Raw genomic sequence first — 11,660 nt, forward strand, 5'->3', positions numbered from 1 at the left:
TCACAGGCGCGGCAGCGCCCCCCCAAACCACCGGCAGGGACGAGCCCCGTTCTCCGTAGCAGAATGCGAAGGATGAATGTGCTCGTCCCAAGCTCAAACTCACCACACTGCGCCACCACCCCCAAGGTCCAAGCTTTCCCAACCCCACCCTCGCCCCTTTCTCCATCTCCCCCGAAGCCCTCCCCGCCCCGCCCATGCCTAATTAATTTTCAGTTTTCAGTCTACAATTTTCAGTCCTCTCCCACTGCGCGCCACCTCCCGTCCCCGTCCCATCTGCGCATATCTGCGTCATCTGCGGTTAAAAAAATCCCCGCCCCCCCAAGGCCCGAGTCTTTCCAACCTACCCTCGCCCCTGCACGCCCCCGAATCTCGCATCACTCCCCATGAGCCACATCCGTCCCATAAGACCTATTGGCTCCCGTCCCCCCGTTCCGGGTATTTCGTAGCCTAAACTTTAAACCCTGCCGCACACCCCAAACCCCATCGAAGAAAAAGCACTTTCAACCTCCACCCTCAACCCAACCAGCTTCCCTCGAAGTGAACCCAGCGTCCACATTCTTCACAACCGAGAACGGTGAACCGCGAACCGAGAACTACCTCACTCCCCCCTCAAAACAATACCATCTGCTCGCTCCGCCCCACCAGCACATCCGCCGCCAGCTTCACCTTCCGGCGCGCCACCTCCACGGTCATCGTGCCGCAATGCCTCTCGGCACACAGCACCTTCGTTTCACGCACCCCCACGCGATGCAGCGACTCCTGCATGCGCTTCACCACACGGTCAGGATCATTGCAGTCATCACTCAAATGCCCGAGCACCACATGATGCAGATCCGGATGCGCAATCTCCTCCAAAAGCTCCGCCGCCTGATCATTGGAAAGATGTCCATGCCGTGAGCTGATGCGCTGCTTCGTCGCCCACGGACGCTTCGTGTCCGCATCCAGAAGCTGCGTGTCATAGTTCGCCTCGATGAAGAGACTGTCGCTCGTCCGCAGGCGATCTTTGATCAGATTCGTCACGTGCCCCACATCACTCAGCACACCGAGGCGCGACTCATCATCCGCGATCACAAACCCCACCGGATCCACCGCATCATGCGGCACAGGAAAGCATTCAACCCGCAGATCCTGAAGCTGAAAGGCACAACCGGTCGACATCACCTTCCAGCCCGGTTTGCCGCGGAACTTCAGCGAGGAAAGCAGCGTCTCCTGAGTCAGCGGCGTCGCATACAAACAAAGATCACGCTTACCGCTCAGCACCTCCAGCCCGCCCGTGTGATCCTGGTGCTCATGCGTGAGCAGCACCCCATCGATCTGGTTCAGCGAGTATCCCGCCGCCTCCAGCCTCAGACAGATCTGCTTCGCGCTCAGACCGGCATCGATCAGCACCGTGGTGAGACCTGTGGACACGACCGCGCAATTGCCTGAACTGCCGCTGCCGAGAACTGTGAGTCGCACCATATCCCCTGGATGTAACTCCACCCCGGCGACGGGCAAGAGGGGATTTTTCGGACCCTCGCTTCTCCCTTGTGTCCCCTGCCCTCTCTGAGGCAAAATCCGCCCATGAAAATCGCCCACTGCCAGTTCGAGTCCTGGTGCGGAGACTTCGACCACAACCTGAAGCGCTTCGAAGAAGGCCTCAGCAAGGCCGACGCGGCAGGAGCGGCCATCGTGACCTTCCCCGAGTGCTTCCTCACCGGCTATCCCGACAAGGAGGAATCCGCCCGCGCCGGTGCCTTTGCCAATGACTCAGACTCCATGATGCGGGTGCTGGATGCCACCAGCCGTCACGAGGCCCTGGCCATCGTCGGCTACAACGAGCTTCGCGGCCCCGACCTCTACAACACCGTCGTCGTGGCGCATCGCGGCCACCTGCTCGGCACCTACAGCAAGTGCTCCGCCTATCAGAAGTTTCACAAGCAGGGCCGCGAGTTCCCCGTGTGGAAACACCAAGGCATGAAGTTCGGCGTCATCATCTGCTCGGACGGTGGTTACATCGAGCCCGCGCGCATCCTCGCTCTGAAAGGCGCCACCACCATCTTCGCGCCGCACTTCAACTACATCCCCGGCCCCAATCTCCTCTCCCACTTCACCAAGGTGCGAGCCGACCACACCGCGCGCGCCATTGAAAACAACGTCTACTTCGTGCGCGCGAACAATGTCGTGCTCGACAACACCAAAAGCGGCATGACCCGCCAGGACGGCGTCGGCTATGGCGACAGCTACGTCATGAACCCCGATGGCGAGATCCTGGTCCAAAGCCGCCGCCATGAGGAAGACTTCCTCACCGTCGAAATCAATCCCGCTCCTCCAAAGAGCACCGCCTGGGGCCTCCCCAAATCCGCCTGGAGCTGGCGCGAATTCCACACGCACGTGGAAGCGGCGATGAAAGCTGCATCCGCCTGAGCATTCGTCACTCTCTGCGGCGTCGCAGGATCAGCCATGCGATGCCAATCATCACCAACAAGCTTCGTGAAGGCTCGGGAATGCCAAGCGGCATTTTGGGACTCGCATTCGGATCTCCAGGGTCCAGCCCTGCTGCGCGATACTGCTCCAAGGTCTCCAGCACCACCGCCCCGGAAACTGGCGTGACGAGATGATGCTGGGCCGCCAGAGCTGCGAGCCCTTCCGCCGCCGCACCGTTTTGATAACCCTTCATGACTTCATCAAAAACAGCCGCGCGAGACAGATGGTCCCACACCTTTTTTCCAGCCGCTGGTGCCGCTTCGCCACGTGCATAGTCCCATCCTAGGTTAGGCCGGAGACCCGAGCATAGGTCCAGCGCCGCAAGCAGAGAAGGCAGGTCAGGACAACGCGCCGGGCTTTCCACCGAAGCGTGGCGGGAGAGCGACTCGAGGAATCGATTCGGTCCCTGCACAAGCGCCAGCGCATGAAGACTCAGAGGCGGGTGGGATCGCTCGATGAGCTGCTGCAAAGCCTGCAGGTCAGCGAAGGCAAAAGGCTGCAAACCATGAAGCCAGAGCACCTCCGTCCCAGGCTCGGTGCGGGCAAGATCAAGAGCATGGGTCAGCGCCGCTGAATTGTCCGATCCGCCGCGAAAGGCACTTGCCACCGGAGTGTCATCCTTGCCCAGCTCTTCATAGCTTCCGCCGATAGCGACCAGCGTGCGAACGGAAGCCGTCTTCCCCAAATGCTCCAGGGCGCTCCGCACATCATTCAGGCGTGGCCGGAGTGATTCTGAACCATCAATCACCACGATCCACTTCTTCACGGGCTCGCCTGCCTTATCACGAGGAGTGGCCGTGACAAAGCGCGGCTTGTCACCTGCCAGTGGATCTTCACACCAGAGAGCTTCGGGTTTCGCAGGGTTGGCCAACCGGCAGCTCAGCATCGCCAAGTCCGCATCCTTCAGTTCTGCCCTCCACCGATAGGGCTGGCCGGATGCAGCCGTTGCCTCCGCGCTGCCCGCACTAAAAGCCGATGTACACTGTACATCCACCGCATGACGTAGCACCTCCATGACCATAAAATTCCGCTCCAGCAAAAGCGGCAGATGCAGAACACCCTCTGGCAGCGGAGCCGTGATGCCCAGGCGGATCTTCATGCTGCCATCCGCAGGCACGGGAAAGCATTGAGTAAGCACACGGTCCGGCCCCACCTGGGTGACCAGCACCGGATCACGACGCTCTTGCACCGCCACCTTCTGATAAGCCTCTCTCACCTTGGCCTGCCCGGCAAAGGCTGCCTCACGCGGCTCGCCGTTCACCCACAGCGTCAGACGTGAAACGAACGCACCCGGTGGCAGCAGCATCTGACAGCGCGCCTCCTGAGCATTGGCGTGCCGGTTGTAAAATTCCAGGGTCCACTCTCCATAAGCAAGACGCGACGCCTCATCCAAATGCCAGTCAATGCGTGATCCCTGAAGCCGGAGGCCTTTCATTTTCGCCCCGCCCACCGTGGTGCCGCCCACATCACCATCCCAGGCAAATCCGTCCGTGGAATCGGGCCCACGTCCCTCTCCATCACCCAGTATCATACTGCGCATGCGGGGCGGACTGTCCGTGAACAGGCGCCCGTAAGCGCGGTAATACAACTCTCTCGCCAAGGAGGAATCCAAGCCAGGACCACTGTCCCACGTGCTCATGACAAGACCACCATTCAAGATCCAGACCCAGGGACCGGAGTTTCCCTTCGTGTTTCCATACGCTGCGGCCTGCAGTGTCCGTTCACTACCCCACTTGCGCACCCGCATCGCGAGCACGGCACGGTCGATGGAGGAAGCCGCCTCGGCTTGCCTGTTTGCCTGAACTGTCACCCATGCAGGAATCTCGACCACGGCGAGGACAAGCAAAGCAACCACGAAACTCAGATCCGATGACAAACGGCTTTTTGATTCAGTCTGCAGGTGCCGCCGCGCTCTCCACAGAAAGGCCCATCCCAGAAGTGGCCCCAACGTTAATGCGGGTAAGAAAGCAAAAATCTGGCCCTGCGCAAAACCCAGCAAGGCGAAGGGCAGCATCATGATGGCATACAAGTTCAACACCGAAAGGCTGGCCGTGTAGAAGGTCGCCACCCCCCAGGCCACCCCCAGCCCGCATCTCTCCCATGTACTCACAGGTGGCGGGTTTGCCAGCCCTGAGCGCCACCAGGCACGCCAACTGATCCCCGGGACGCTCAGCACTGCCAGAACGTTGATCCAAGTGGGCAGCGGATCAAAAAAGGATCCCCCGCAAGCATGGGTGGCGAGCTCAAAGAGAATGGTCGCCAGCGGCCAGAGCACGCCGACCATGAGCCAGAATAAGGAGCGCTTTTGTGCAGGAGGCGGGGAATCGGGAGTTGCCATGGCTGGAGCCTAGTAAGACTCCAAAGACCTGGCGATGCTCAACCCTCATGCGAATAGGCTCACCATGGGTGTTGTGGCCGAATCCGGAACAGGCTAGAAACCCGTAGAACTGCTCATAATGTCCAAACGCCTTTTCCTCCTCGATGGCATGGCGCTGCTTTACCGCGCGCACTTTGCCTTCATCAAGAATCCGATCCGCACCAGTGACGGGGTGAATACCTCCGCGCTCTACGGGTTCACGAACACGCTGCTGGACATCATCGGCAATCAACAGCCCACGCACCTCGCCGTGGTGCTGGACACCTCCGCGCCCACGCCGCGGCATGACATCTTCCCGGAATACAAAGCGCAGCGCGACGAGATGCCAGAGGATATCTCCACGGCCATCCCGCTGATCCACCGTCTGTGCCTCGCCATGAACATCCCGCTCATCAAGAAGGATGGACTGGAGGCCGATGACATCATCGGCATCCTCGCGAAGCGCGCGGAGAAGGAAGGCGGTTACGAGACCTTCATGGTCACGCCGGACAAGGACTTCGGCCAACTCGTTTCCGACTCTGTGAAGATCTACAAACCCGGCCGCCAGGGCAGTGATGTGGAGATCCTCGGCGTCGCGGAAGTTTGCGCGCGCTGGGGCATCGAGCGCCCCGAGCAGGTCATCGACATCCTCGGCCTCATGGGAGATGCGGTGGACAACATCCCCGGCATTCCCGGCTTCGGTGAAAAGACCGCCACCAGCCTCATCCAGCAGTATGGCAGTGTGGAGAACCTCATTGCCAATGTCGCCAAGCTTAAGGGCAAGCAGAAGGAAAAGGTGGAGGAGCACGCCAGCAAGGCCCTGCTCTCCAAACAGCTCGCCACCATCATCATCGATGCACCGGTCGAGGCCACCCTGGATGATCTCGATCTCAAAGGCCACGCCACACCCGAACTGAAAGCCCTCTTCACCGAGTTTGAGTTCAACGCCCTCGGCCGCCGTGTCTTTGGCGATGAGTTTAAAGCCGGTCGTGGCCGCATGCTCGCCAAGGAAGAGAAAGCCACTCCTGCTGAAGGCTCCAGTGACTCGGCATCTGGCGGTGATCTCTTTTCGTCCTCGGAAGTGGCGCAGCAAAGCTCCCACAACCTGCGCACGATCGCGGACACAGAGCATCAGTACCATCTCATCCAGACCTGGGACGAGCGTAAGAAGGTCATCGCAGCCCTCGCTGACCAAAAGAGCTTCTGCTTCGACCTTGAGACGACCTCGCTCGATCCACGTGATACTGACATCGTCGGCATCGCCCTCTCCTGGAAAGCGGGCGAAGGCTACTTCGTCTTCTTCCCACGCGGCAAGGTCGAGGGTCAGAAGGTGCTGGAAGAGTTCCGCGAGGTTTTCACGCGTGAAGGCATTGAGAAGATCGGGCATAACCTGAAGTTCGACCTCAGCGTCATGCTCGCGCACGGCCTCGAAGTCATCGGGCCGTTCTTTGACACCATGCTCGCTCATTCTTTGATCGAGCCGGATCAGCGACATGGCATGGACTACTTGTCCGAAACATTCTTGAGCTACACGCCCGTGCCGATCAGCGCCCTGATCAACACCGGCAAGGAGAAGGACCTCTTCAGCACTCAAAGCATGGCAGACGTGGCCGAGGCCGATCCCCAGAAGATCGCCGACTACGCCGCCGAGGATGCGGACGTGACTTGGCAGCTCGCCGAGAAGCTCCGCCCGCTCCTGCCGCAGCACGGTGCCGAGCGTGTCTTCTATGAGATCGAATGCCCGCTGCTCCCCGTGCTAACACGCATGGAGAATGTCGGCGTGAAGATCGATGTGCCGGCTCTCTATGAGTTCGGCCTGCAGCTTGAGAAGCGCGCCAACGAACTGCACAAGCGCATCCAGGACTATGCGGGCATGCCCTTCAATCTGAACAGCCCGAAGCAGCTCGGTGAGATCCTCTTTGAAAAACTGCGTCTGACCGAGAAGCCAAAGAAGACCACCACCGGCCAGTATCAAACCAACGAGCAGGTCCTGCAGTCGCTCATGGGCCTGCATCCCATCATTGCCGAGATCCTGGAGTATCGCGAGGTGACGAAGCTCAAGAGCACCTATGTCGATGCCCTGCCCGGCACAGTATCCAAAGTCACCGGAAGAGTGCACACCACCTTCCATCAGCTCATGGCCGCCACGGGCCGCATGGCTTCCAGCAACCCCAACCTGCAAAACATCCCAATCCGCTCGGACTCCGGCAAGGAGATCCGCAAAGCCTTCGTGCCCGGACCTCCCGGCTGGGTGCTGCTCAGTGCGGACTACAGCCAGGTGGAGCTCCGCGTCATGGCCGCCATCAGCGAGGATCCCGCGATGATCGAGGCCTTCCAAAACGGCCTGGACATTCACCAGGCCACCGCCGCTCGTGTCTATGGCGTTCCGGTGGATGGCGTGCTGCCAGAGATGCGCCGCACGGCGAAGATGGTGAACTTCGGCATCATCTACGGCATCAGCGCTTTTGGTTTGGCCCAAAGGCTCGGCATCCCGCGTGGCGAGGCCGCCACCATCATCGACAACTACTTCAAACAGTTCCCCGGCGTGCATCGCTACATGGAGCAGATCGTGAAGGACGCGAAGCGCCACGGCTATGTCGAGACCATCACCGGCCGTCGTCGTGTGATCCGTGACATCGGCAGCGCCAATGCCACCATTCGTGGCGGAGCCGAGCGCATGGCCATGAACACTCCCATCCAGGGCACCGCCGCAGACATGATCAAGCTCGCGATGATCAACGTGGATCGAGAACTGCAAAAAGCAGGCCTCAAAACACGCATGCTTCTTCAAGTGCATGATGAACTGCTCTTCGAAGTTCCCGAGAACGAAGTCGCCCAAGCCGAACAAATCATTCTTCAACAGATGCGCGATGCTTTGCCTCTCGGCGATGTTCCGTCCGAGGTCGAGGCAGGCACCGGCATCAACTGGCTCGAGGCTCACTGATATGAACGCCGTCCTCATCCATGCAGACGGCACCGCCGAGGTGGTCTTCGGAGAGTTCTCCGGAGATCTCACCTCCGTCGCCGTGCTCACGCAGGCAGCCATCTCTGCCTTGGAAGAGAGCGCCGGCACAAGCCAGATCATCCAGTGCCATCAGAGCGGTGCCTGCATCACCTTCGTGCGTCGTGAGGATGACTCATGGCTGCGTGTGACTCACGAGGCTGGCGTGCCTGCGGAGCAGGTGCGCGAGTGGGGGCTCAAGCTCAAGTCTAACAAAACATCTGGCAAATCATCGATCTCAGGTCCGCTTAGGGTTCCCAGCCTGGCAGATGCCCTGAACATCGGTATGCCTTGATTCTTGTCGTGGCGGGGTGCGTTTAGACACTTGAATAAACCGGGGGTTCAAAGTCGCTGCGGCTTGTTTTGAGGCTTGATTCACGCCCTCAGAATCCCGTAAAAGTTCAATGAACAAACGCAGGTCCCCCTGCATCAAAGGTGTCATGAGAGCTTTGGCATGGCCTATGCTAAGGTAATCAGAGAAACAACTCCCAAACCAATGATTGCTCGATTCCCCCGCCCCGGTTGCTGGTATCGGTTTTCAAACGCCGATTGGAACTTCATCCGCGACTCCCTTGCCCTGACGCAGCGAGATCGAGATGGTTTGATAGCCCTCCTGGATGACCCAGAGGCAGTGCGCATGATCCTGGATCATCCACGACTCTTCGAGGCCATGGTCATGCCGCAAAAGGCAGCCATCCTCTCTCCGGAGTTTTACTTTTTCGTCATGGTCCGCCACACCCTGAAACGTGCCGGCGTAGATGACCTGGAGGTGGCGGACTACATCGCCGCCGTGTGCGCTGACTTCGGCCTTCCAGCCACCGCGCGCCAGCAGCTCCCTGCGAGCCGCCTGGCCAGCCTTTACAGCGTGGACTACATCCAGGCCCTGGAGAATGCCGGTGCCCATGACCGCTTCTTCATCCACGTACAATGCGCTAACCAATTCCTTGTTCTGACCTGTCTGTATCCGGACTTCCTGCACCGTCGCGCGGAGCGCCGAGGTGCCCCGGATGTGGACTTCTATGAGAAGGTCGTCATCAGTCATCTCGAAGCCGCCGGCAAGCATGCGCTCGCCGAGGAGTTCGCCATGGAAGACACCCTGGCCCATGTGGCCAGCGCCTTCCCGCCCGTGCGCCGTGCCATGAATCATACGGTGCGCGAGTATCTGAGTCTCGGTGCGTGAGGATCATGGCCCTCACAACATCCGTCCAAACTCAACCTGCCCGCACGTCACCGATCCATAGCCGGCCAGCTTTGCGCCGGAGGTGACGATTGCCGGGCAGGTTGATCTTGGCGGGGCCTCCTGGCTGAAGCATGTCAAAGGCAAGCTCGACCTCGGCAAAACCAATGTTTTTGAGATGGTGAACGCTCACCAACCACTGCCGCAAAAGCCGTAGCAGAAGAGCAGGATGCTCTTGCTTCAATTCTGGTGTGATCCGCAAGCTACGATCCGTATTCAAGAAAGTTTCCAGCAGACGATCAGCCTGGCTTTGAAGAGCATCGTCATCCAATGTCGCGAGCGATCCCAAGCGGGCGATGATCGGTGACACATCTCTTTCGAAGATCTGGTTCAGCAAAGGCAGCACGTCCAATCGCAAGCGGTTGCGACGCGGACCCCGGGTCTTGTTGCTCGAGTCTTCGCGAAAGCTCAGCCCATGCTCCTGAATGTAGGCATCGATATCTGATCGGCGCCAGTCGATCAACGGCCTCAGAAGCTGAAGCCGCTGCCCTTGGTGAAAAAGAAACCCTTCATACTGCATCCCCGACAGGCCGCTGATACTGGTTCCCCGGCAGATGTTCGCCAAAATGGTTTCCGCCTGATCATCCGCATGATGAGCCACAAAGACGGTCTGTGTGCCATGCTTCACCGCCATCTCACTCAGGAAGTCGTGGCGCAAAAGCCGTCCGGTCGTCTCCATGGAAAGCCGGTGAGCCTTCCCATACGCAGCCACATCCACCTTCCGCACCTCACAAAGAAGTCCATGCCTCTTGGCAAGCCGTCGAACAAACGCCGCATCCTGCCCTGACTCACCACCTCTCAGTCCATGATTGAGATGGCAGACCACCAGATTCTTCATCCCCTGCCCCAAGAGCCAATGCAACAGCACCACCGAATCCCGCCCACCAGAAACGGCGACGAGTGCGGGCGCGGATGAAGAGTTGGACATGAGCCTGGAAGCTATAGCGAGTCCCGCACCACCTGTCAGCGCCGAAGTCGCGAAGCGTCCTGGAGTGCTCCAGTCCTCTGGAGCTTTCCGCCGGAGCAGTGGATACACACCGCTCCAAGGACTAATTGACCTCGACAGACCTTCGCATGCCCGCTGCGCGAAGGATCTCGTTAGGCCTTGGAAAGCGCCGGAGGACCGGCGCCCTCCACGACGCTCCGCGACAGTCACGCCCCCCAAAAAAACAAAACCGCCCTCAACTTTCGTCGAGGGCGGCTGAAGTAAATAAACCAACGCACCGATCAAGCAAACACACCCGTCACTGGCTGACCGCGGTCAGCAATGGTGAAGGGGCGCTTGCTTGGGCTGTAGATGACCTGGTCCAGAGGCAGGCCGAGGGCATAGGCGATCGTGGCATTCATGTCCATGATCTGCATCTTGTCCTTCACGACCTCGCGGCCTTCGGCATCCGTGGCACCGTAGGTGTAGCCACCTTTCACGCCACCACCGAACATGGCGGCGGAGAAGGCTTTCGGGTAATGGTCACGACCGACGTTCTGGTTGATGTCCGGCGTGCGGCCGAACTCCGTGGTCACGACCACCAGCGTGTCCTGCAGGAGGCCGCGGTTGTGGAGATCACTCAGCAGAGTGGAGAGACCCTTGTCGAGCGTTTCGCAGCGCTCAGGCACAGCCACAAAGTTGGCATTGTGCGTGTCCCAGCCACCGAGGGAGACCTCGACGAAGCGGACACCACGCTCTACGAGGCGACGGGCAAGCAAGCAGCCCTGGCCGAAAGCTTCCTTGCCATAGGAGGCGCGGAGGTCGGCAGGCTCGTCGCTGAGATCGAAGGCCTTCAAGTCTTCCGACCTCATCATGGCGATGGCGTCATCATACATGTCGGCATAGGCCTTCACATTGCGATGCTTGAAGGTGCTGCGGAAATCAGCGTCCAGGTCGTCAGCCAGTTTCAGGCGGGAGTTGAACTTTTCCTCGGTCAGCCCGGGCTGCATCTTCACATTCTTCAGGCCGCTTTCGGGATTGTTCACGAAGAGCGGAGCCTGGGCAGCCGGGAAGAAGCCAGAACCCGGATGGCGGCTGTCATTGCCGACATACACATAGTTAGGCAGAGTGCTGTTGCCACCGCCCTGGAAGACGTTCAGCCAGGCTCCCATGCCCGGATGGCGGATGGTGCCGCGCATCTCATAGCTGGTGTGCATCATGTAGTTTCCCTGCTCATGCGCGCCCTGCGTGGAGGTCAGCGAGTTGATCACGGTGCCGTGGTGCATCTGCTTCGCGGTGAGCGGCAGGTTTTCAGCAAGGCGTACGCCGTCAGCGCTGGTCTTGATGGCCTTGGTAGGGCCGCCAGTGACGGTGCCGGGCTTTGGATCCCAGGTGTCCAGATGCGTCTGGCCACCGCTCATGTAGAGGTAGATCACGTTCTTCGCCGTGGCCACCTGCTTCAGCTTCGAGGAGTGCTCAAAAGCCGCGAAGGAGCGGCTCGTCATGGAGCTGCCGAGCAGCCCGACGCCGAGGAGTGAGGAGGCCGTTTTGGCGGCAAAGTCACGGCGTGTGATTTCGCCAGATTGGAGGAGCTTGGAGGCGAGTTCTTGTTTCATGGGAGGGTGGTATGTGGAGGGTCCTGAGCGCTAGTTTAACAAATGTTGGTGAATTCAGC

The 11,660-nt window shown here is 59.7% G+C and carries 8 protein-coding genes; 4 read left to right on the forward strand and 4 right to left on the reverse strand.

Annotation, left to right across the window (positions count from 1 at the left end):
- Positions 1–609: 609 nt before the first annotated feature.
- Positions 610–1,461 carry an MBL fold metallo-hydrolase gene (locus BGE01nite_RS13680; protein ID WP_146851040.1) on the reverse strand — a complete coding sequence of 284 codons (852 nt, stop codon included), beginning with the start codon at positions 1,459–1,461 and terminating at the stop codon, positions 610–612.
- A 102-nt stretch (positions 1,462–1,563) separates the two neighbouring features.
- On the opposite strand from BGE01nite_RS13680, the gene BGE01nite_RS13685 reads away from it, so the two are divergent.
- Positions 1,564–2,406, forward strand: coding sequence for a carbon-nitrogen hydrolase family protein (locus tag BGE01nite_RS13685; RefSeq protein ID WP_146851041.1), 843 nt, complete (start codon positions 1,564–1,566; stop codon positions 2,404–2,406).
- A gap of 7 nt (positions 2,407–2,413) precedes the next feature.
- Here the strand turns inward: BGE01nite_RS13685 and BGE01nite_RS13690 are convergent, their stop codons facing one another.
- On the reverse strand, positions 2,414–4,321 hold the full coding sequence (locus tag BGE01nite_RS13690; protein WP_170266778.1) for a VIT domain-containing protein: 1,908 nt from the start codon (positions 4,319–4,321) through the stop codon (positions 2,414–2,416).
- A 601-nt stretch (positions 4,322–4,922) separates the two neighbouring features.
- On the opposite strand from BGE01nite_RS13690, the gene polA reads away from it, so the two are divergent.
- From polA to BGE01nite_RS13705, 3 genes are all read left to right on the forward strand, one after another.
- Entirely contained in the window at positions 4,923–7,766 is a 2,844-nt protein-coding gene (gene polA / locus BGE01nite_RS13695) for a DNA polymerase I (protein ID WP_146851042.1), read from the forward strand.
- Between the two features lies 1 nt (position 7,767).
- Positions 7,768–8,118, forward strand: coding sequence for a hypothetical protein (locus BGE01nite_RS13700; RefSeq protein ID WP_146851043.1), 351 nt, complete (start codon positions 7,768–7,770; stop codon positions 8,116–8,118).
- Between the two features lie 342 nt (positions 8,119–8,460).
- The gene (locus BGE01nite_RS13705) at positions 8,461–9,003 is read left to right on the forward strand and encodes a hypothetical protein (protein ID WP_146851044.1); all 543 of its coding nucleotides are present in this window, start codon (positions 8,461–8,463) and stop codon (positions 9,001–9,003) included.
- Between the two features lie 31 nt (positions 9,004–9,034).
- On the opposite strand, the gene tilS is transcribed toward BGE01nite_RS13705, so the two are convergent.
- Positions 9,035–9,988 (reverse strand): tRNA lysidine(34) synthetase TilS, encoded by a 954-nt coding sequence (gene tilS / locus BGE01nite_RS13710; protein ID WP_170266779.1) that lies wholly within the window; start codon positions 9,986–9,988, stop codon positions 9,035–9,037.
- A 299-nt stretch (positions 9,989–10,287) separates the two neighbouring features.
- A complete protein-coding gene (locus BGE01nite_RS13715; protein ID WP_146851046.1) occupies positions 10,288–11,601 on the reverse strand; it encodes a DUF1501 domain-containing protein in 1,314 nt (437 codons plus the stop codon).
- Positions 11,602–11,660 lie beyond the last annotated feature (59 nt).

The organism is Prosthecobacter gellanilyticus, assembly GCF_007992435.1.
GTDB lineage: Bacteria > Verrucomicrobiota > Verrucomicrobiia > Verrucomicrobiales > Verrucomicrobiaceae > Prosthecobacter > Prosthecobacter gellanilyticus.